General features: G+C 73.6%; 20 protein-coding genes and 1 pseudogene. 4 read left to right on the top strand and 17 right to left on the bottom strand.

Annotation, left to right across the window (positions count from 1 at the left end):
- Positions 1–18 precede the first annotated feature (18 nt).
- From JOD95_RS09760 to JOD95_RS09770, 3 genes are all read right to left on the bottom strand, one after another.
- Positions 19–246, bottom strand: a complete 228-nt coding sequence (locus JOD95_RS09760) for a hypothetical protein (protein WP_066657403.1) — start codon at positions 244–246, stop codon at positions 19–21.
- Positions 243–1,148, bottom strand: a complete 906-nt coding sequence (locus tag JOD95_RS09765) for a helix-turn-helix transcriptional regulator (protein WP_066657399.1) — start codon at positions 1,146–1,148, stop codon at positions 243–245. The genes JOD95_RS09760 and JOD95_RS09765 overlap by 4 nt, the downstream gene beginning before the upstream one ends.
- A 75-nt stretch (positions 1,149–1,223) precedes the next feature.
- The gene (locus JOD95_RS09770) at positions 1,224–2,375 is read right to left on the bottom strand and encodes a sorbosone dehydrogenase family protein (RefSeq protein ID WP_066657396.1); all 1,152 of its coding nucleotides are present in this window, start codon (positions 2,373–2,375) and stop codon (positions 1,224–1,226) included.
- A gap of 131 nt (positions 2,376–2,506) precedes the next feature.
- Between JOD95_RS09770 and JOD95_RS09775 the strand changes: the two genes are divergently transcribed.
- Positions 2,507–3,172, top strand: coding sequence for an SDR family oxidoreductase (locus tag JOD95_RS09775; protein ID WP_066657394.1), 666 nt, complete (start codon positions 2,507–2,509; stop codon positions 3,170–3,172).
- A gap of 86 nt (positions 3,173–3,258) precedes the next feature.
- Here the strand turns inward: JOD95_RS09775 and JOD95_RS16405 are convergent, their stop codons facing one another.
- From JOD95_RS16405 to JOD95_RS09815, 8 genes are all read right to left on the bottom strand, one after another.
- Positions 3,259–4,023, bottom strand: a complete 765-nt coding sequence (locus JOD95_RS16405) for an SGNH/GDSL hydrolase family protein (protein WP_066657389.1) — start codon at positions 4,021–4,023, stop codon at positions 3,259–3,261.
- 100 nt (positions 4,024–4,123) lie between these two features.
- On the bottom strand, positions 4,124–6,904 hold the full coding sequence (locus JOD95_RS09785; protein WP_209684823.1) for an FtsX-like permease family protein: 2,781 nt from the start codon (positions 6,902–6,904) through the stop codon (positions 4,124–4,126).
- Positions 6,901–7,635 carry an ABC transporter ATP-binding protein gene (locus JOD95_RS09790; RefSeq protein ID WP_209684824.1) on the bottom strand — a complete coding sequence of 245 codons (735 nt, stop codon included), beginning with the start codon at positions 7,633–7,635 and terminating at the stop codon, positions 6,901–6,903. Before JOD95_RS09790 ends, JOD95_RS09785 begins: the two co-directional genes overlap by 4 nt.
- Positions 7,632–8,213, bottom strand: a complete 582-nt coding sequence (locus tag JOD95_RS09795; protein WP_209684825.1) for a PadR family transcriptional regulator — start codon at positions 8,211–8,213, stop codon at positions 7,632–7,634. The genes JOD95_RS09790 and JOD95_RS09795 overlap by 4 nt, the downstream gene beginning before the upstream one ends.
- Before the next feature lie 155 nt (positions 8,214–8,368).
- On the bottom strand, positions 8,369–9,250 hold the full coding sequence (locus JOD95_RS09800) for an aldo/keto reductase (RefSeq protein ID WP_209684826.1): 882 nt from the start codon (positions 9,248–9,250) through the stop codon (positions 8,369–8,371).
- Between the two features lie 83 nt (positions 9,251–9,333).
- On the bottom strand, positions 9,334–9,918 hold the full coding sequence (locus tag JOD95_RS09805) for a YdeI family protein (protein ID WP_209684827.1): 585 nt from the start codon (positions 9,916–9,918) through the stop codon (positions 9,334–9,336).
- Positions 9,919–9,960: 42 nt separating this feature from the next.
- Positions 9,961–10,509, bottom strand: a complete 549-nt coding sequence (locus JOD95_RS09810) for a thioesterase family protein (RefSeq protein WP_209684828.1) — start codon at positions 10,507–10,509, stop codon at positions 9,961–9,963.
- A gap of 119 nt (positions 10,510–10,628) precedes the next feature.
- Positions 10,629–10,862 (bottom strand): hypothetical protein, encoded by a 234-nt coding sequence (locus tag JOD95_RS09815; protein ID WP_066657355.1) that lies wholly within the window; start codon positions 10,860–10,862, stop codon positions 10,629–10,631.
- A gap of 95 nt (positions 10,863–10,957) precedes the next feature.
- Here JOD95_RS09815 and JOD95_RS09820 point away from each other — a divergent pair, with 95 nt between their 5' ends.
- Together JOD95_RS09820 and JOD95_RS09825 are read left to right on the top strand one after the other, a co-directional pair.
- Positions 10,958–11,944 carry an aldo/keto reductase gene (locus JOD95_RS09820; RefSeq protein WP_209684829.1) on the top strand — a complete coding sequence of 329 codons (987 nt, stop codon included), beginning with the start codon at positions 10,958–10,960 and terminating at the stop codon, positions 11,942–11,944.
- A gap of 197 nt (positions 11,945–12,141) precedes the next feature.
- A complete protein-coding gene (locus tag JOD95_RS09825) occupies positions 12,142–13,545 on the top strand; it encodes a nucleobase:cation symporter-2 family protein (protein WP_245172040.1) in 1,404 nt (467 codons plus the stop codon).
- A gap of 210 nt (positions 13,546–13,755) precedes the next feature.
- Here JOD95_RS09825 and uraH read toward each other — a convergent pair whose 3' ends face one another.
- The 4 genes and pseudogenes from uraH to JOD95_RS09845 form a co-directional block, all read right to left on the bottom strand.
- Positions 13,756–14,094 carry a hydroxyisourate hydrolase gene (uraH, locus tag JOD95_RS09830; RefSeq protein WP_209684935.1) on the bottom strand — a complete coding sequence of 113 codons (339 nt, stop codon included), beginning with the start codon at positions 14,092–14,094 and terminating at the stop codon, positions 13,756–13,758.
- Positions 14,089–14,562: pseudogene (gene uraD / locus JOD95_RS09835) on the bottom strand (2-oxo-4-hydroxy-4-carboxy-5-ureidoimidazoline decarboxylase); the annotation flags it as partial. The pseudogene uraD and the gene uraH, both read right to left, overlap by 6 nt.
- Before the next feature lie 47 nt (positions 14,563–14,609).
- Complete coding sequence (locus tag JOD95_RS09840; RefSeq protein ID WP_209684830.1) at positions 14,610–15,092, bottom strand: FBP domain-containing protein; 483 nt, start codon at positions 15,090–15,092, stop codon at positions 14,610–14,612.
- A gap of 218 nt (positions 15,093–15,310) precedes the next feature.
- Positions 15,311–15,949, bottom strand: a complete 639-nt coding sequence (locus tag JOD95_RS09845; protein WP_209684936.1) for an SAM-dependent methyltransferase — start codon at positions 15,947–15,949, stop codon at positions 15,311–15,313.
- A gap of 47 nt (positions 15,950–15,996) precedes the next feature.
- Here JOD95_RS09845 and JOD95_RS09850 point away from each other — a divergent pair, with 47 nt between their 5' ends.
- Positions 15,997–16,272 (top strand): hypothetical protein, encoded by a 276-nt coding sequence (locus JOD95_RS09850; RefSeq protein ID WP_209684831.1) that lies wholly within the window; start codon positions 15,997–15,999, stop codon positions 16,270–16,272.
- 39 nt (positions 16,273–16,311) lie between these two features.
- Here the strand turns inward: JOD95_RS09850 and JOD95_RS09855 are convergent, their stop codons facing one another.
- Both JOD95_RS09855 and JOD95_RS09860 read right to left on the bottom strand, forming a co-directional pair.
- A complete protein-coding gene (locus JOD95_RS09855) occupies positions 16,312–17,217 on the bottom strand; it encodes a helix-turn-helix transcriptional regulator (protein WP_209684832.1) in 906 nt (301 codons plus the stop codon).
- A gap of 112 nt (positions 17,218–17,329) precedes the next feature.
- Complete coding sequence (locus JOD95_RS09860) at positions 17,330–18,646, bottom strand: hemolysin family protein (protein WP_209684833.1); 1,317 nt, start codon at positions 18,644–18,646, stop codon at positions 17,330–17,332.
- Between the last annotated feature and the right edge of the window lie 84 nt (positions 18,647–18,730).

Raw genomic sequence — 18,730 nt, forward strand, 5'->3', positions numbered from 1 at the left:
CCGGAGCCTGCTCTCTGCTCACCGGGACGTGCCCTGGTCGGTGTCCGCATCACGGCGGAGGAGCAGGCCGACGGCCCACGGGCCGGGCTGCAGGCGGACGGCCGCCTCGGCGAGGACCCGTCGCTCGTGTTCCCGGTCGCGTGTGAGCTCGTGGACCTCCTGCTCGGCCTGCCACCGGAAGCGCAGGCGTGCCCACGGCCCCGGTCGCCCGGACAGTGGTGTGGCGACGGCGGAGGTGTCGGTCACGCGAGCTCCTGTCCCGTCGCGTCGGCCGTCGTCGGACCTGTGGCACGCTCGGCGATCCGCTCCGTTGCGGCCCACGACGCGAGTACCCGCAGCGCGTCGGCGGTCGCGCTGCCCGGGGTCGTTGGGTAGATCGTCAGCGACAGGCCGGGGTCCTCGGTGAGTTCCAACGACTGGAAGTGCAGCTCGATCGGTCCGACCACGCCGTGGTCGAAGGACTTCACGCCGGCGTAGTGCCGCCGCACGTCGTGGGACGCCCAGAGTTCCCGGAAGTCCTCGCTGCGCATCGCCAGCTCACCGATGAGCGCCGCGAGCTCCCGGTCTCCGGGGGCCCGACCGGCCTCGCGCCGGAGGATCGCGACGTTCGTGTGCGCCGCGCGGTCCCAGTCACGGTAGAAGTCGCGCGCCCTGGAGTCGAGGAAGATGTACCGCGCGAAGTTCATCGGTCGGTCGCCCGTGACGATCTCGGCGTGCAACGCCCACCCCAGCGTGTTCGCGGCGACGATGTCCTGCCGGTTGTTCACGATCATGGCGGGCGCCTCGGTCACGACGTCGAGCAGGTACTGCAGCTCCGGGCGCACGGCGGCGACCGGGACGGACCGGGCCGCCCGGCGGGGGCTGGTGTTCTGGTGCCGGGCGAGGTCGCGCAGGTGCTCGTGCTCGGCGGCGTCGAGCTGCAGCGCCGTGGCGACGGCGTCCAGCACGCTGTCGGAGACGCCCTGCAGGTTCCCGCGCTCCAGCCGCGTGTAGTAGTCGATGCTCACGCCGGCCAGGCGGGAGACCTCCTCGCGCCGCAGTCCGGGGACGCGCCGACGGGTGCCGGAAGTCAGGAGGCCGACCTGCTCCGGGCTGATGCGTGCGCGACGGCTGGACAGGAAGTCGCGGGCTTCGTCACGGTGATCCATGCGCCCCACGGTACGGCCGTGCGGGATCCGCAACGAGGTGCTGCCGGAACCCCCGTCAGCGCACGGTGTCTCCCGTCAGCGCACGTTGGTGAGCGGCACGGACAGGATCCGGTCGTCGCCGTCGCGTGGGTCGCCGCGGCCGTCGGTGTTGTTCGTCACGAACCAGAGGGTGTCGTCGGGGCCGGGCAGCACCGTGCGGATGCGCCCGTGCTCGCCCTGGAAGTACACCGTCGAGCTCGACGGGTCGGAGACCGGGACGGCGCGGACGGACTCCCCCTTGAGGTTCGCGACGAACACGGTCTCGCCGATCACGGTCAGCCCGCTCGGCGAGGCCTCGTCCGTCGACCACTGCTGCACCGGGTCGACGAACCCGCGGTCCTCGCCGCCGGTGCCCTCGACCTCGGGCCACCCGTGGTTCCCCCCTGGCTCGATGACGTTGAGCTCGTCCCAGCGGTCCTCCCCGAACTCCGCGGCGAACATCGTGCCGTCCTCGGCCCAACCCATGCCCTGCACGTTCCGGTGCCCGAGCGACCACACGGGCGAACCGTCGAACGGGTTGTCGTCGGGTACCTGGCCGTCCGGGGTCAGCCGCAGGATCTTGCCCGCCAGGGAGCCGCGGTCCTGCGCCTCGGACCGCTGCCCCGCGTCGCCGACGCTCGCGTAGAGCATGTCGTCGGGGCCGAACGCGATGCGCCCGCCGTCGTGGAAGGTGTTCGCGGGCAGCCCGTCGATCACCGTCGTCGCCGCACCGAGCCGGTACGAGCCGGTGTCCCCGGTCAGGTCGTACCGCTGGATCCGGTTGCCGTCGTCGGCGGTCGAGTAGACGAACAGGTCTCCGTCGTGCAGGGCGAGGCCGAGGAGTCCGCCCTCGCCGCCGTGCCGGACCCCGTCGACGGTCCCGACCTCCCGCGTCGACCCGTCCGCCCGGAGTTCGAGCACGCGCGCCGAGTCCCGCTCGCTGACGAACGCGTCGCCGTCGTCGCCGACGGGGACCACCGACCACGGCGCCTCGAGGCCCGAGACGACGTCCGTGGTCCGGCCGTCCGGCGCCAGCTGGCCGGCAGCGAGGTCGGCGGGCGGGCTCGCGGTGCTGCCCTGCCCGGCGGGGTCGCCCGGACCGGTCGTCGCGCGGTCGTCCGAACAGGCGGCCAGGCCGAGGGCTGCCACGGCGGCCAACCCGAGGGCGGACCAGGTGCGGCGGCTGCGGCGTGTGCGGGTGGTGTCCACGGTGATCCTCCCGGGTCGTGCCCCGAGTCCACACGGCCCCGTCGGGAAACGGCTGGGGGTTCCCGGCGGAACCCCTCACCGCTGCGCGGGGCGGCCTACCGTCGGCGCCACACCCACGGAAGGACCACCGCATGACCACCATCGCCATCGTCGGCGCCGGCAAGGGCCTCGGGCTCGCCGTCGCGGACCGCTTCGGCCGCGAGGGCTTCGACGTCGCCCTGATCTCCCGCAACCAGGACCGGCTCGACGCGCTCGCCGCCGAGCTCCGGTCGTCGGGGTACCGCGCGCAGGGCTTCGCCGCGAACGTCCGCGACGGGGACTCGCTCCGCGCCGCGCTCGAGGCCGCCACCGAACAGCTCGGCCCGATCGAGGTGCTGCAGTACAGCCCGCTGCCCGCGAAGGAGTACATGCGCCCGGTGCTCGAGACCACCGCCGAGGACCTGGTCGGCCCGATCGAGTTCTCGGTCTACGGCTCGGTGAACGCCGTGCGCCAGGTGCTCCCGGGCATGCGGGCGATCGGGACGGGCACGATCCTCTTCGTCAACGGCGGCAGCGCGGTCCGACCCGGCGCCCGGGTGACGGGCACGTCGGTCGCGTTCGCGGGCGAGAGCGCCTACGCGCAGCTCCTCCACGACGCGGTGGCCGACGAGCACGTGCACGTCGGTCAGCTGATCATCCCGTTCGGCATCGACGACGGACAGGACGACCACTCGTCGGCTGCGGTCGCCGAGCGGCTCTGGAGCATCCACACCGAGCGCGGGGACTTCCGGACCCACGCCGAGCCGCTGCCGGAGTGAGCGACGACGGACGCCGGGCTCGTGGCGGGATCGCCACGGGCCTCCCGTCCGTCGCACGGTGCTTCGTTACGCCCGAGCCGGCAGCGTCAGCGCGCGGTGCGCTCGATCGCGTCGGCCATCGCCGCGGCGACCGAACGGTTCGCCTCGGCCGTCGGGTGGATGCCGTCCGGCGTCGTCCCCGCCACGTAGGCCCCGTCGGCCGCCCGGAGCGAGCGGAACGGGTCGACGAACGCCCACCCGTGGGCGTCGGCATCCGCGTGCAGCGCATCGGTCAGGACGATCTGACCCGAGCGACGGTCGGCACCCCACCGGCTCCACGTCCAGTCGGACGGCGGACCGGCGACGACGAGGACCCGCGCCGCACCGACCTTGCGGACGATCGCGTCCACACCGGCGATCGTCCGGTCGAGCGGGACGGCCTGGTTGACGTCGTTCGTGCCGACCTCGACCACGAGCACGCGCGCCTGCGGGACCGGGCCGATCTCCGCGAGGACCTGGTCGGCACGGTACCCGCTGTGCGCGTAGCCACCGACGGCGCGCAGCCGGTCGTCGGACTCCAGCTGGTGCAGCCACGAGTCGGGTCGGGCGGTGATCGAGTCGCCGGCGTACGCGAACGGCACGGCGTCCGGCAGCGCGGGGGTGCTGAGCGCTCCGGAGACCACCTGGTCCGGCGTGCTCGGACGAGCGAGGTCCGTGGTGCCGCGTTCGACGCGGGTGTCGGCTGCTGCGGCGACGGGGCGGTCCTCGGCGCTCGCCGTGTGGGGTGCGGCGACGACGAAGACGCCGGCCCCGACGAGGCAGGCTGCGGAGACGATGCTCGCGACGACGGCGAGACGGGTGGTGCGGGTCACGGGTACAGGTATCCTCCGTATCGCCCGCCGGGACCAGGCCCCAGACCTGGGGAACGCGCAGCGTCGCTGAGGGTCCTCGCGGCCGTTCTCAGGTTCGGGCTCACGGGGCACGGCGCACCACCGGGCGGGAGCTGCGTCCGGCGGTCGCCCAGGTGCCCGCCGTCACGACGAGCGGGAGGCCGAGGGCGAGCAGCGCCAGCACCGGCCAGTCCGCCACGAACGGCAGGTGCGTGGTCCCCGTCGGGCCGCCGTCGAACCGCAGGGTGAGCGCCCGGATCGGCAGCAGCCCGAGCAGCGTGCCGACGACCGCGCCGACCGTGGTGAGGATCGCCGCCTGCCACGCCGACACCCGGCGCCGCAGCACCGGTTCCGCCCCGATCGCGTCGAGCACCTCGTCGTCCCGGCGTCCGTCGGAGCGGGCGAGCCCGACCGCGACGGCGGTGGCACCGATCGTGACGGCGGCGGCCAGTGCGAGGACGAGGGCCTGCACGGCGGCCTGGTCGTCGACCGGACCGCGCTCGTAGGCGAAGCCCGGACCACCCCACCGTTCCCGGTCAGCGCCGCCACCGCTCTGCCACGCGGACGACAGCGCGTCGTACTGCGCCGGGGTCAGGTCCTGCGGCAGGTGCATCGCGAGCAGGCCGTCGACCAGCGGGACCCCGTGGGCCGCTGCCGTGCCCCGGGTCATGAAGACCCCGATCTTGATCCGTGGCGTCTGCACGTCGACGACGGCCGGGATCGTCGTCGAGGCATCGGGGCGGGTGTCCTCGAGCTGCGCGGTGTCGTCGATCGTGCGGTTCCGGAAGGTGTCGATGCGGACCGCTCCGTCGCGGACGTACTCGGGCCAGAGCGACACGGCCTCGCCGTCCTCGAGCGCCCGTCGGACCTCGGCGGACGGACGGTGCCCGGTGAGCAGGGCGTAGTCGTCGACCGTCCCCGCCGCGATGTGCGGCTCGCCGCTCCCGACGCTCTGCAGGAAGCCCGCGCAACCGGTCGTGTCGTACGTCTGGCAGTCCCGCTGCACGAAGTCGTGCGGCGTCGTGATCGTGGTCGGCTCCTTGCCGGCGTCCTCGCGGTTCACGGCGAGCACGTGCAGCCGGACGCCGTCCAACGCTCCGGAGAGCACGTGCGCGGCCCGCTCGGTGACCGCGGCGTCGTACCCGTCGCTGTACCCGTCGCGGTCGGTCAGCGAGACGTTCGCGGTCGCGACCCCGACGGCGGTCGTGTACTCGTACCCCCGGACGAAGCGGGCGTGCTCCGAGGCGCTCCACGTGATCACGACCGAGGCGACGAACACGACGCTCATCACGCTCGCGAGCACCGGGACCGTGCGGACCGGGTTGCGTCGAGCGTCCCGCGCGGCGATCCGGGCGGACAGACCGAGGCGGGCCGAGAGCCGTGCGACGCCGGCCAGGACCCACGGCGACGCGAGGGCCACACCGAGCTGCACCAGGCACGGCCCGAGCGCGACACCGACGCCGGCGAGCACGGCCCACCGGTCCTGCTGCACGGGTCGGTCGTTGAGCAGGAGCACGCCGACGCCGCACGCCAGTGTCATCGCCGTCCCGCTGACGACCAGGACGGGGACCCAGATCCGCCGCCGACGCTCCGCCTGGGGACGGGGTGCAGCGGGGCGCAGGGACCCGCGGAGGGCCGCGAGGACGTCGATCCTGGTCGCTGCACGTGCCGCGACCAGGGCCGCCACGAGCCCGGCGACGACGGCGACCGCCGCGATCGTGACGAGGGCGAGCGCCGGCACGTGCAGCCCCGGCCAGGTCCCGACGTTGCCGTCGTCGAGCAGGTGGAACGCCAGCACACCGATCCCGGTGCCCAGGGCCGTCCCGAGCACGGCGCCGACGAGACCGAGCACCAGCCCGGAGCCGGCGACGACCGCCCGCACGAAGCCGCGCTCACCGCCGAGGCTCGTGACGATCGCGTACGTGCGGGTGTCCGCCCGGGTACCGACCAGGAACGCGGCACCGGCGAGCAGTGCGACCTCGAAGGCGGCGAACACCCCGACCAGCGCCAGGGCACCGAGGTACGCGTTCACGGTCATCTCGGTCGGGACGCCCTCGAGTCGGTCCGCCGGCGGGTCGAGCACGACCGGACGGGACTCGACGACGATCCCGTGCGCGTTGAGCGCGCGGATCTCCGACCACGTCGGGGCGACCTCGGGCAGGTACACGGTCGTGTCCGACCCACCCCGCTGCACGGAGTACGGGAGCTCGGCCGGCAGGGACCCGGGCGGCAGGAACACCCCCTGGGCACCCGGGCCTGAGGCGGCGTCGCGCATGGTGCCCGTGACGGTGAACCGCTCGCGGACCGGATCGGTCACCGTCAGTGTGTCGCCGACGGACAGGTGGAGGCGCTCGAGCGTCGCGGGGGTCACCATCGCCTGGTCGGGGGAGGTCGGTGCACGGCCGGACAGCACGTGCCAGTGTCCGTCGAGGTCGGGCGACCACGTCGCTCCCTCGTCCGCGGAGACGGCGACGGGCACCCCCGGGCCGGCGACGACGACCTGCGTGGTCCGGACCGGGATCGCCTCGGCTCCCGCCGGCACGTGGTCGAGCAGGTCGGCCCAGGGGGAGTCCTCGTCCGCCCTCGTCACCGGGCTGTCCCGCGCCGAGTCGGTCAGCTGCCACTGCAGGGGGTCCTGCCGCATCCCGGGCAGGTCCGGGCCGGACAGGCGCATCTGGGCGGCTGCGTGGCCGAGGTCGTACCGGAGTTGCTCCTGCACGGTGGGCAGTGTGGACTGGATGACCACGGCCGCCGCCGCGAACCCCGCGGTGGGGATGCCGATGAGCGACACGATCAGCACCGCGCGGCCGGTCTTCGCGAAGGCCAGGCGGCGACCGAGTCGGAGCGCCGGCCAGAGCCTCACGAGGCTGCTCGGCCGACGAGCGACTCGACGCCGGCGTAGACCGTCTCGTCGACGACCCGACCGTCGCGCAGGAAGACGACCCGGTCCGCCCAGGCGGCGTGCCGTGCGTCGTGCGTCACGAGCAGGGCACCCGCACCGTTGTCGACGTGCCGGCGGAGCATCCGGAGCACCACCTCGCCGGTCTGCGAGTCGAGCGCACCGGTCGGCTCGTCCGCCAGCACCAGTCGCCGGTCACCGACGACGCCACGGGCGATGGCGACGCGTTGCTGCTGCCCGCCGGACAGGTCGTCGGGGAAGGCGTCGGCGCGGTCACCGAGCTCGACGTTCTCGAGCGCGAGTTCGGCCGCGCGGCGGGCCTTGCTCGCCTTCCACCCGTCGAGCTCGAGCGGGAGGGCGACGTTCTCGACCGCCGTGAGGGACGGGATGAGGTTGAAGTCCTGGAACACGAACCCCACGAGGCGTCGACGCAGCGCCGCGAGCTCCCGCGCCGGGCGGTCGGAGACCCACTCGCCGCCGATGCGCACCTCGCCGCTGGTGGGCGGCAGCAGCGTTCCGGCACACGCGAGGAGGGTCGACTTGCCGGACCCGGAGGTCCCCATCACGGCGACCATCTCTCCTCGTCGGATCGTCAGGTCGACACCCGCCAGTGCGGTTACGGATCGCTCACCGGAGCCGTACTGGACGCTGACGGCATCGAGGGTGAGGAGCGCATCGGAGTCGGCGGCGCTCATCGGACGCCCTCGTGTGCCGTGTCGGCGATGGGCTCAACCGGTGCCTTCGGTACATGTGCCGCCGGCGGCATGTACCGCGCGACGGAGCTCTCCACGTGGTCGAGCCACCGGACCTCGGCCTCGGCCTGGAAGACCATCGACTCGAGGACGAGGGACCACGCCAGGTCCTCCGACGGGTCGGCGGAGCGCTTCAGCCGCGTCAGGTCCTGCAGTGCATGCATCGCCGAGGCGCGCTGCACCTGCACCAGTCGAGGGACGTCGATGCCGGGGACCGTGACGGCGAGCGCGAACTTGATCGCGAGCTCGTCGCGACCGCGCTTCGCGGGCACCGGCTCGCTGAACCAGCGTGCGACCTCCTCGCGGCCCGCGTCGGTCGCCGTGTAGACGACGTGTCCGTCGTCGTCGGCGTCGCCGCGGGCCACGAGTCCGTCCCGTTCGAGACGGTCGAGCGTCGTGTAGACCTGGCCGATGTTGAGCGGCCAGCTCCCCCCGGTGCGGTGCTCGAACTCGCCCCGGAGCTGGTACCCGTACCCGGGTCCTCCCACCAGCAGCGCGAGTACGCCCATCTTGACGCTCATCGTGACTCCCCCGTCTCGGTCCGTCTCGGACATACCGAGTATGCACATACCGGGTAGCCCCCGACAAGCCCGGACGGGTCACGAAGTGGTCACGAGACGTGACGGGAGGCCCGTGGCGGTGTCGCCACGGGCCTCCCGTCCGGTGCCTGGTGGGGTCACTCCCCCAGCTTCGACAGCTCCGCGAACTCCTCGTCCGTGAGCTCGATCGTCGCGCCCTGCATGTTGTCCTCGAGGTGGTCGACGCTCGAGGTGCCCGGGATCGGCAGCATCACGGGCGAGCGCTTCAGCAGCCACGCGAGCGCGAGCTGTGCCGGCGTGGCGCCCTTGCGCTGCGCGATCTCGGTGAGCGGCGAGTCCTCGCCGGTCAGTCCACCGGTCGCGAGCGGGAACCACGGGATGAAGCCGATGCCCTGCTCCTCGGACCAGTCGAGGAGCTCCTCGGCGTCGCGCTTCTGCAGGTTGTAGAGGTTCTGGACGGTGACGATCTCGGCGTGCTCCTGCGCGGCCTTCACGTCGTCGACGGAGACCTCGGACAGGCCGATGTGGCGGATCTTGCCCTCGTCCTGCAGCTTCTTCAGCTCGCCGACCTGGTCCTCGAGCGGGACCTTCGGGTCGATGCGGTGCAGCTGGAACAGGTCGATGCGCTCGAGGCCGAGGCGGCGGAGGCTCATCTCGGCCTCCTGGCGGAGGTACTCCGGGCGGCCGACCGGCGGCCACTCGTTCGGGCCGGTGCGGGTCAGGCCGGCCTTGGTCGCGATGACGATGTCGTCGCCGTAGGGGTGCAGGGCTTCACGGAGCAGCTCCTCGGCGACGTACGGGCCGTAGGAGTCGGCCGTGTCGAAGAAGTCGACGCCGAGGTCGACCGCGCGCTTGAGGACACGGACGGCCTCGTCGTGGTCCTTCGGCGGCCCCCAGACGCCCGGGCCGGTGAGCTGCATGGTGCCGTAGCCCAGGCGGTGGACCTCGAGGTCACCGCCGATGCGGAACGTGCCCGAGGCGGCGGCAGGACGGTTCGTGGTGTCGGTACCAGTGGTCATGACCCCGGTCTACGCCCGTGGTGTGACCCGTTGCTGGATCGGTGTCCCCCTCGCGCGTGCGACGGGCAGCGCGGGCGCCCTGGTCAGCGACCCGGGCGTGGGTGCGGCGTCTCGCCGGTCGCGAGCCCGGCGACGAGCTTCGCGATCCGGTTCGCCCGTGCGGAGACGCTCGGTGCCGTGACGACCCGGTGCAGCACGGCGTACCGGTTCGTCGCGTCGAGCTCGGCGAACAGCGCGGCCGCAGCGGGTGCGGCGTCGAGCGCGGCCCGCAGGTCGTCGGGCACGGTGGCGGTCGCCGCTCCGGCGTAGGCGCGGTCCCACCGTCCGTCGCCCTTCGCGCGGTCGACCTCGGCGCGACCGCGTGGGCGCATGCGGCCGGCGTCCTCGAGTGCCGCGACGAGCCCGATGTTGCGCTGGGACCAGAGCGACGCCCGGCGGCGCGGGGTGAAGCGCTGCCGGAAGGTCGCCGTGTCCCGGCCGCGCTTCTGCCCGTCGATCCACCCCGAGCACAGGGCCTCGTCGAGCGCCTGGTCGTACGTCAGCGACGTCGGCTCCGTCGTGCCCTTCTTGGCGAGCACCAGCCAGACGCCGTCGGGATCGTCCTCGTGCTCGTCGAGCCAGGCACGCCAGGCGGCTGCGTCGGGGAGCACCAGGTCGTCGTCGTCCACGCCGTCATCGTAGGACGGGCACCGCGGCCGCGGGCGGACCGGTCAGCGAACGCCGCCGCCGCTGCTGATCCGCACGGCGTCGGCCCACTCGTGCACCCAGCCGGGCAGCGTGAGGTCACGCGCCGCGCCGCCCGCCGCGGCCACCACGTCGTCGGGTGTCACCTGGCCGCCCTCGCGCCGCAGGAACCGTGCCTGGACGACCGCCCGAGCGACGACCGCGCCCTGCCGGACGAAGGTCTGCTCCATGTACACGGCGCGCTCGTCGACGCCGAGCACCCGGGTGTGCAGGGTGAAGCGTTCCCCGAGCGTCAGGGAGCGCTTGTACGTGATCGTCTGCGCAGCGACGACGGCGTACCAGCCGCGGCGGGCGGACTCCTGCCAGAAGCCGGACCCGTACAGCAGGTCGTAGCGGCCGAGGTCCATCAGTGTCAGGTACCGGCCGTTGTTCACGTGCCGCAAGGTGTCCAGGTCCGTCGGCAGCACGCGGAAGGGCGTGCGGGCCTCGTCCCACAGCGAGGGGCGCCGCCCCGGTCGCAGGGCGGTCAGCCGGAGGCGCAGACCGAGGAGGAAGAGCCGGAGGTACAGGTTCACGGGTCGATCACACCAGTGCCGGGCTGTGCGTCCGATCCCGTTGGAGGAACCGCACGAGCGCGTCCGGTGTCGAGTGCAACACCGTGCAGCGGAACCTGCAACCGCCTGGTCGGGGCGGTTCAGCCGAGCGGGCCGCCCCCGGCGCCGCTGATCCCCGGGTGCGCCGACTTCGCCACGCCTTCGATGATCGCGTGCTCCCCCGATGCCTCGGACATCGCGCGCTCCCCGACGCGCGGGTCGACGGGCTCCAGGTGCGCCAGGGCCTTCCGACGCCGGGCGTTCTGCACCTCGAGCACGACGAGCAGGGCGGCGACGACCACCACGAGGCCGATGACGATCCAGACCACGGTCATGACGTTCCCCTTCCGTCGCGGACACTGTCCGTGCCCTCAGCGTAGCCGTGCCGGTACCTCCCTGACGAGGTGCCGGCAGGAGTAGACCTGCACCCATGCAGACACGCAAGCTCGCAGACCTCGAGGTCGGCTCCGTCGGCCTCGGCACCATGGGCATGAGCGCCTTCTACACGGGCGCCGGCACCGACGACGACGAGTCGATCCGCACGATCCACCGCGCGATCGACCTCGGCGTCACGCTCTTCGACACCGCCGAGGCCTACGGCCCGTACACGAACGAGGAGCTCCTCCGTCGTGCCCTCGGCGACCGCCGCGACCAGGTCGTGATCGCCACCAAGTTCGGCCTCTACCGGCACGAGGCCGGCGAGCAGACCCCCACGCAGCAGCGCGGCATCTCCAGCGCACCCGAGTCCGTCCGCGAGGCGCTCGAGGGCTCGCTCCGCCGCCTCGGCACCGACCACATCGACCTCTACTACCAGCACCGCGTCGACCCGGCCGTCCCGATCGAGGACGTGGTCGGACAGCTCGCCGGCTTCGTGCAGGAGGGCAAGATCCGCCACATCGGGCTCTCCGAGGCGAGCGCCGCCACGATCCGCAGGGCGCACGCCGTGCACCCGATCACCGCGCTCCAGAGCGAGTACTCGCTGTGGACGCGCGACCCGGAGGGCGACGTGCTCGACACCCTCCGCGAGCTCGGCATCGGCCTGGTGCCGTACTCGCCCCTCGGCCGCGGCTTCCTGACCGGCGCGATCACGAAGCCGTCCGACCTGGACGAGGACGACTTCCGCCGCCAGAACCCCCGCTTCGCAGAGCAGGCGTTCGCCGAGAACATGCGGATCGTCGACGCCGTCACGGCGATCGCCGACGAGGTCGGCGCGAAGCCCGGTCAGGTGGCGCTCGCCTGGCTGCTCGCGCAGGGCGACGACGTCGTGCCGATCCCCGGCACCAAGCGGGTCTCACGGCTCGAGGAGAACGTGGGCGCCGCCGACGTGACGCTCTCCGCCGACCAGCTCGCGCGCCTGTCGGCGCTGCCCGTACCGACCGGGGACCGGTACCCCGACATGTCGTCCATCGGTCGCTGACGCGACCAGGAGACGGACGGGAGGCGCGGTGTCGGCCGACACCGCGCCTCCCGTCCGTCACGGTGTCGGCGGTCACTCCGGAACGCGCGTTCCGGGGCCGCGGTGCGTGACGCGCGCGACCCGAGCTCGTCACGGGGCGGAAACAGGGGCTCCCTAGCGTCGAGGTGACACGTGACCGGCACCGCGACGGGGGCACCATGACCAGCACGACACCACCACGCACGACCACCGGACCGGACGGGGTGGACACGGTCCCGCCGCTCGGTCGGCTCCTGCCGCTGGGCCTGCAGCACGTCCTGGCGATGTACGCCGGGGCGGTCGCCGTCCCGCTCATCGTCGGTGGGGCGCTCGGGTTCGACCGGGCCGACCTGGCCTTCCTGATCAGCGCCGACCTGTTCGTCGCCGGGCTGGCGACGATCGTGCAGTCCGTCGGCTTCTGGCGCTTCGGGGTCCGCCTGCCGCTCGTGCAGGGCGTGACCTTCGCCGCCGTCGGTCCGATGATCGCGATCGGCAGTGCGCACGGCATCACCGCGGTCTACGGGGCGACGATCGCCTGCGGGGTGTTCATGGTGCTCGTGGCGCCGTGGTTCTCGCAGCTCGTGCGGCTGTTCCCGCCGATCGTCACCGGCACCGTGATCCTGATCATCGGCGTCTCGCTCACGAGCGTCGCCGCCGGGTGGATCACCGACGGTGGGGAGGACGGCGCTGCCGATCCGCTCGACGTGGCCTTCGCGGCCGGCGTGCTGCTGGCCGTCGTGCTCGTCGAGCGCTTCGCGCCGCGCGGGCTGGCTCGGGTCTCGGTGCTGTTCGGGCTCGTCCTCGGCACCGTCGCGGCGCTGTTCGTCCCCGGCATGGTCGACGGGTCGGGGATCGGCGACGCCGCCTGGTTCGCCGTCGTCACGCCGTTCCACTTCGGGCTGCCGGCGTTCGACCTCGCGTCGATCGTGTCGATGCTCGTCGTCGGGCTCGTCATCATGACCGAGACCACGGGCGACATGGTGGCCGTCGGCGAGGTCGTCGACCGTCCGGTGTCGCGCCGCACGCTGGCCGACGGACTGCGGGCCGACGGCCTCGGTACCGTGCTCGGCGGCGTCTTCAACACGTTCCCGTACACGGCGTTCGCGCAGAACGTCGGGCTGGTGGCCCTGACCGGGGTGCGCTCGCGGTACGTGGCGACGGCCGCCGGCGGCATGCTCGTCGTGCTCGGGCTCGTGCCGAAGGTCGCAGCGGTCGTCGAGGCGGTGCCGCACGCGGTGCTCGGCGGTGCCGGGGTCGCCCTGTTCGGCATGGTCGCGGCGAGCGGCATCCGGACGCTCTCCAAGGTGCGGTTCGACAACCGGAACGTGCTCGTCGTGGCGCTGCCGCTCGCGATCGCGCTGCTGCCGACCGTCGCGCCGGAGATCTACGGGGCGTTCCCGACGTGGTTCACGCTCGTGTTCGACTCGGGCATCTCGGCCGGAGCGATCGCCGCGATCCTGCTCAACCTGCTGCTCGGGTCGCGCGGGCTGCGGGAGCGCTACGGCGCCGACCCCGCCGTGGGGTCGTACGACGCGGTGCGCTCGACGGCGCCGGTCGCGACGGTCGGCGACGGCCGGTCCTGACGCGGCGCGCGCGCCGGGCCGCGCCGGGCCGGGCGCGCCGCGCCGGGCGCGCCGCCGCCGCGCCGGGCGCGCCGCCGCCGCGCCGCGCCGCCGCGGCTCCAGCGAGACTCGGCTCCGCGGACACGTTCGCGGTCGTGGGACCACGAACGTGTCCGCCTGGGCGAGACTCGGCGCCGGGCGCCGGGCGCCGGGCGCCGGGCGACCGCCTGGTCAGCTGCCGCGATAGGTGCTGTGGGCGAAGGGGCTGAGCAGCAGCGGCACGTGCAGGTGGTCGGTCCCGGTCACCGTGAACGCGACGACGACGTACGGGTGGAAGGTCGGGACCCCGGCGGCGCGGTGGTGGGCGCCGGTGTCGAACCGCAGCTCCAGGTCCCCACGGGGCAGCACGTCCGGTCCGAGCCCCGCACGCCCGTCCGCGTCCGTCTCCCCCGTGGCCAGGACCTCGCCCTCGGGGGTTCGCAGTGTCAGCGCGACACCGACGGCCGGGGTGCCGGTGCGGGCGTCGAGCACGTGCGTGGTCAGGTGCGGGACGCCGAATGTCCTTCGGATCCGGTGCACGGCGATGTCGGCCAGGGCAGCGGTGGCCTCGGTCACCTCGGCGTCCGGCTCCCCCGCGAGGCGCCGCTCGAGCTCGGCGAGGAGTTCCTCCGGCGTCCGCCCGGCGGCACGCACGAGGAACACCCGGCCGAACCGGTCCTCGTACGCGGCGTTCCCGCGGGCGATGGCCGCTGCGACGTCGTCCGCCGCCGTCGCCATCGCGCCCTGCTCGCGGGCCGACGACGCCTCGGTGGTGCGCTCGCCGATGCGGGGGTGCTCGGCGAGGGCGGTGTCGAGGTCCGCCGCGGTCCACTGCGCCGCCGCCTCGGTGGCCGCTGCGACCAGGGCCGGCACGGTGCGGAACGGTCGAGCGGCCACCAGGGCGTCCGCCCACGCCGGCACCGCTGCCCAGTGCAGGGCGGTCCGTCGGGCGTCGTCGGCGGGGGCGGAGTCGAAGTCGCGGAGGTCCACCCGCCACACCCTAGGGACCGCGCGTTACGCCGACGTTTCCCGCGGCTTCGGCGGGCTCAGAGGTCGGCGGCGAAGGACGCGATCCGGAGCTGCAGGTCCTCGATCCGGCGGACCCGGGCGGCCTCGACGTCGTAGCCCTCGTACGCCGGGGGCACCGGGCGTCGGACGTTGCGGGAGCACTGGAAGTCCTGGCAGACGAGCGTGCCGACGGTGTTGCCGTTCCGCCCGGCCTTCCCCGAGCGCTTGGCGGCGTAGAAGACGACGTCGTTGGGCAGCTTGACGTCCTGGCACCACGAGCACTGCGCCCGTGCACGCGGCGACGCCTCGGCCTGCCGGAACAGGATGCCGACGAGGTCGCCCTCGAGCGTCGGGACGACGGCGTAGGCGCGGCGCGCGGTCTTCGGGTCGCGCCAGCCGAGGAAGTCGAGCGACTCCCAGTCCAGCGTCTCGAGGTCGGTCGGCAGGGTCAGGTCGGTGACCTCCTTGCGGGAGGCGTTGACGAAGGACGAACGGATGGTCTTCTCGCTGATGGGCAGCACGGTGTGGTCGCTCTCGACGGGCCCGGGCGCGGGTGCGCGCCGCACGGGCGGAGGTGTGGTCAGGGTTCGACGGACGCGGCCGTGCCGGACGGCACAGCCGGGGGCGTCACGCCCTGATGCCGGCGCTCTGCGCGCCGACCACCTCCTGCTGACTCACGGTCCCAGCCTACGACGGCGTGTCAAGCCGGGCGTGTCGCGTCGTCGACCCGGTCAGGGAGTCACGGAGCGGGCCGCAGCAGGACGACCGACCCGTCGAGCGCGGGCCGCCGGCGGAGAGCCCCGTACCGGCTGTCCCACTCGCCCGACGCGAGCGCGCTCCGCAGGGCGGCGACCGATCGGCGAGCGGTGAGGTCGTCGACCAGGCTCCACGCCGGGTCGGCGGCGCGGACCTCGGCGTCGAGGAGCCGTTCGGGTCGCGCGTAGTAGCCCTCGCCGAAGCCGTCCACGCAGGTGAACGGCACCGGGAGGCGCACGACCTCGACGGACGGTCCGACGAGCGTCGCCAGCCGGTCGACCGTCGGCAGCGTGTCCGCCTCGGCGGCGACCACCGCGGACGCGTACTCGGCGAGCCAACCGGTGCGGAGCCGGTCCGGGTCGCGCGCGAGGACGACGACCCGGCCGTCCTCGGGCCGTGCGAGCCCGGCGACGGTGTCCACGCTCGGGAAGGTGAGCAGCACCGCGTCGGCGTCCCCGTCGGAGACGACCCGCCGGTCCGCGGGCACGTACGAGACCGGACCAGGCCGTTCCTCGCGCACGGTGCGGGCATCGGCCAGGGACCCCGCGACCGCACGGACGAACGTCGGCTCCGGGCGGCGGTGTCGTCGCAGGAGCGCCGCTGTGTCCTCGTCCACCGGCATCCTCGTCACGGCCCCACCCTACGAACGCTCCCTGCTAGCGTCGTCGCATGGTCTCCGGGGGATTCGCCGTCGTCAGCATCGTCTACCTGGCGGTCGTGCTGCTGTTGCTCGTGCTCGTCGTCGCACTCATCGTGCTCGTGTTCGCCGCGATCCGCGTGCTGCGGTTGACCGCGACCGAGAAGGAACTGCGCATCGACCGGCTCCGCGTGGACTCGCTCGTCGACACGCTCGGGAGCGACGACGGCACCGACGGCACCGACGGCACCGACGGCGCCGACGGCGCCCCTCGCCCCGAGGGACCCGCAGGACCGACCGCGCCGTGACGACCGACCGCTGACCACGGCGGTCGTCCGGTCGGCCCGTCAGTCGTCCAGCTCGGCCTCGCCCGCACGCACGGCGGCGAGCCGCTCGGACCGCTCCGTCGCGGCCCAGGTCCCCAGCAGCGCGAGCGACCGCTCGGACTCGCTGCCCGGCTCCGCCGAGTAGGTGAACATCGTCAGGCCCGGGTCGGCGACGAGCTCGAGCGCCTCGAAGTCCAGCTGCAGCTCCCCGACGACGGGGTGCGCGATGCGCTTGCCGCCCCGTCGGTGCACCCGGACGTCGTGGGCAGCCCACCAGCCGCGGAACTCCTCGCTCCGTGTGGAGAGCTCGCCGACGAGCGTCACGAGACCGGGCTCGCAGGGGTTCGCGACGGCCGCGGCGCGGAGGACGGCGACGGCCTCGCGCGCGGTGGCCGCCCAGTCGGGGAAGAACTCGCGCGCGGCCGGGTCGAGGAACGTGAACCGTGCGGTGTTCACGGGGCGCCCGGGGCCCGCGAACATCGGCGCGTACAGGGCCCGGCCGAGTTCGTTCGTCGCGACGACGTCGCCGCGCTCGTTCCGCACCCACGCGGGCGCGCCGGTGATCGCGTCGAGCAGGCGCTGCACGCCCGGCCGGACACGCGTCGGCACGTTCCGGTGCATCACCTTGACGCCGGCGTTGGCCAGACGGGCGAGGTCGAACAGGTGCGTCCGTTCGTCCTCGTCGAGCTGCAGTGCGCCCGCGAGTCCCTCGAGCACGCTGTCCGAGACGCCCTTGAGCGAGCCGCGCTCGAGCCGCGTGTAGTAGTCGACGCTCACCCCGGCGAGCATCGCGACCTCGTGCCGACGCAGGCCGGGCACCCGGCGGACGCCGCCGCCGAACGACGGCATGCCGACCTCGTCGGGGGTGAGCCGCGCCCGTCGCGAGGACAGGAAGTCACGGATCTCGTTGCGCACGTCGATACCCATGGCACGAGCGTACGTGGCGGCACCGTCGCGACGACAGGCACCGGCGGTACCCGTGACGGACGGGAGGCGCGGTGCGGGTCGGCACCGCGCCTCCCGTCCGGTGGTGGCCCGGCTAGGAGACGGGCGGGACCGCGTGCACCGGCTCGGTGGCCGCCGGCGCCGCCGTGGCGGCGTCCGCCGCTCGGGGAGTGACCCGCACACGCGCCACCCGGTGCCCGTCCATCTCGGTGACCTCGAGGCGGTGCTCGCCGGTCTCGACCACGTCACCGACCTCGGGCACGCGGTCGAGGTGCACCTGCACGAGCCCGCCGACGGTCTCGTAGTCGCCGTCCGGCAGCAGCGGACCGCCGTCGGCCGCGAGGTCCTCGAGCACGGTCGCACCGTCGATCCCGTCGGACTCGGCGGCCGGCGGGTCGTACTCGTCCCTGATGCGGCCGACGAGGTCCTCGAGCAGCGCCTCGAGCGTGACCATGCCCGCACTGCCGCCGTACTCGTCCACCACGAGCGCGATCTGGTGTCCCTCGGTGCGCATGTCCGCGATGGCACTCGACAGCGACTTCGTCTCCGGCAGCGCGAGCACGGGGCGCACGAGCGTCGAGACGGGTGCCGTCGGGTCGGTCGGGCGGAGCAGGTCGCGGAGGTGCACGAAGCCCGCGACGTCGTCCCGCGAGCCCTCGGTGACCAGGTACCGGGTGTGGCCGACCTCGATGGCGTGGTCGGTCGCGTCGGCGATGCTGAGCGAGGCGTCGATGGTCGAGACGTCGTACCAGGGGCGCATCGACTCGCGGAGGATCCGGTCGCCGGCGTCGAGGGCGCTGCGGGCGATGCGGCGGCCCTGCGCGTCGATGGCGTCGTGGTCCTCGACCAGACCGCGGAGCTCCTCCGTGCTCATCGACTCGCTGCGGGCGTCCGGGTCGCCACCGAGCAGCCGGACCACGCCGTTCGTGGTCTTCGACAGCACCCAGATCACCGGGCGCATCGCGGTCGCGAACCGGTCGAGCGTCGGCGCGACGGCCATCGAGAAGCCCTCGGCGCGCTGCAGGGCGAGGCGCTTCGGCACGAGCTCGCCGAACACGAGCGACAGGTAGGCGATGACCAGGGTCATCAGGACGAGGGCGACGGCCTCGGCCGCCCCCTGGTCGAGTCCGAGGCCGGACAGCAGCGGCGCGACGTCCGGCGCGATCGACGACGCACCGTACGCGGCCGAGAAGAACCCGGCGACGGTCACGCCGATCTGCACGGCGGACAGGAAGCGGTTCGGGTCACGCCCGAGCGCGGCGACCCGGGCTCCGCGGGAGCCACGTCGCTCGAGCTGCTGCAGCTGTGACTCGCGGAGCGAGACGAGGGCGATCTCCGCCGCGGCGAAGACACCGCCGACGAGCACGAAGAGGATGACGAGCCCGAAGGCGATCCAGGTGTCGGCGTCCATCAGCGGGACACCACCGTGGGTCGGCGACGGGCGGGCGGTCTGTGGTGATCGTCCATGCTGTGATCCTGTACAGCCATGCTGGGA

It is taken from the genome of Curtobacterium sp. 1310 (assembly GCF_017834105.1).
Classification (GTDB): Bacteria; Actinomycetota; Actinomycetes; order Actinomycetales; family Microbacteriaceae; genus Curtobacterium.

What these genes read in the sequence shown, in the direction of transcription:
- JOD95_RS09765 (WP_066657399.1), bottom strand. Translation starts at nt 1,148, where the DNA reads ATGGATCACCGTGACGAAGCCCGCGACTTCCTGTCCAGCCGTCGCGCA.
- JOD95_RS09775 (WP_066657394.1), top strand. Translation starts at nt 2,507, where the DNA reads ATGACCACCATCGCCATCGTCGGCGCCGGCAAGGGCCTCGGGCTCGCC.
- JOD95_RS09790 (WP_209684824.1), bottom strand. Translation starts at nt 7,635, where the DNA reads ATGAGCGCCGCCGACTCCGATGCGCTCCTCACCCTCGATGCCGTCAGC.
- JOD95_RS09795 (WP_209684825.1), bottom strand. Translation starts at nt 8,213, where the DNA reads ATGAGCGTCAAGATGGGCGTACTCGCGCTGCTGGTGGGAGGACCCGGG.
- JOD95_RS09800 (WP_209684826.1), bottom strand. Translation starts at nt 9,250, where the DNA reads ATGACCACTGGTACCGACACCACGAACCGTCCTGCCGCCGCCTCGGGC.
- JOD95_RS09815 (WP_066657355.1), bottom strand. Translation starts at nt 10,862, where the DNA reads ATGACCGTGGTCTGGATCGTCATCGGCCTCGTGGTGGTCGTCGCCGCC.
- JOD95_RS09820 (WP_209684829.1), top strand. Translation starts at nt 10,958, where the DNA reads ATGCAGACACGCAAGCTCGCAGACCTCGAGGTCGGCTCCGTCGGCCTC.
- JOD95_RS09825 (WP_245172040.1), top strand. Translation starts at nt 12,142, where the DNA reads ATGACCAGCACGACACCACCACGCACGACCACCGGACCGGACGGGGTG.
- JOD95_RS09845 (WP_209684936.1), bottom strand. Translation starts at nt 15,949, where the DNA reads ATGCCGGTGGACGAGGACACAGCGGCGCTCCTGCGACGACACCGCCGC.
- JOD95_RS09850 (WP_209684831.1), top strand. Translation starts at nt 15,997, where the DNA reads ATGGTCTCCGGGGGATTCGCCGTCGTCAGCATCGTCTACCTGGCGGTC.
- JOD95_RS09855 (WP_209684832.1), bottom strand. Translation starts at nt 17,217, where the DNA reads ATGGGTATCGACGTGCGCAACGAGATCCGTGACTTCCTGTCCTCGCGA.
- JOD95_RS09860 (WP_209684833.1), bottom strand. Translation starts at nt 18,646, where the DNA reads ATGGACGCCGACACCTGGATCGCCTTCGGGCTCGTCATCCTCTTCGTG.